At 45.8% G+C, this 570-nt stretch carries 1 protein-coding gene; it reads left to right on the forward strand.

The annotated features are described in order from the left end of the window. Positions 1 to 570 (forward strand): S-adenosylmethionine synthetase N-terminal domain-containing protein (locus HC176_RS15865; RefSeq protein WP_280818695.1); only part of this gene is annotated, 570 nt, incomplete at both ends.

Genomic DNA, 570 nt, shown 5'->3' on the forward strand with positions numbered 1-570 from the left:
CAGGTGGTGCTTGCCGGAGAGGTGAAGAGCGATACTTACCTCGATGTGCAAACCATCGCCAGGGATGTGATCAATGACATTGGATACACTAAAGGTGCTTATAAATTTAGCGGGGATTCCTGCGGCGTGATCTCTTTGATCCACGAACAGTCCCAGGATATCAACCAGGGAGTTGATCGTGGCAACAAGGAAGACCAGGGCGCCGGCGACCAGGGAATGATGTTTGGCTATGCTACTAAAGAAACCGAGAATTACATGCCTCTGGCGCTGGATATCTCTCACAAGATCCTTATTGAACTTGCCAAATTACGCCGCGAGAACAATGAGATCACTTACCTGCGGCCCGATTCCAAGAGCCAGGTAACGATCGAATATAGCGATGACAACGTGCCACAACGTATAGTTGCTATAGTGGTTTCTACACAGCACGACGATTTTGACGAGGATGACAATCGTATGCTCAACAAGATCAAAAAAGATATTATTGAAATTCTTATGCCGCGGGTGATCGAACAACTTCCGGAATATGTTCAGAAGCTGTTTAACGACAAAATAAAATATCACATCAAT

The sequence above is a fragment of the Tamlana crocina genome, from assembly GCF_012037625.1.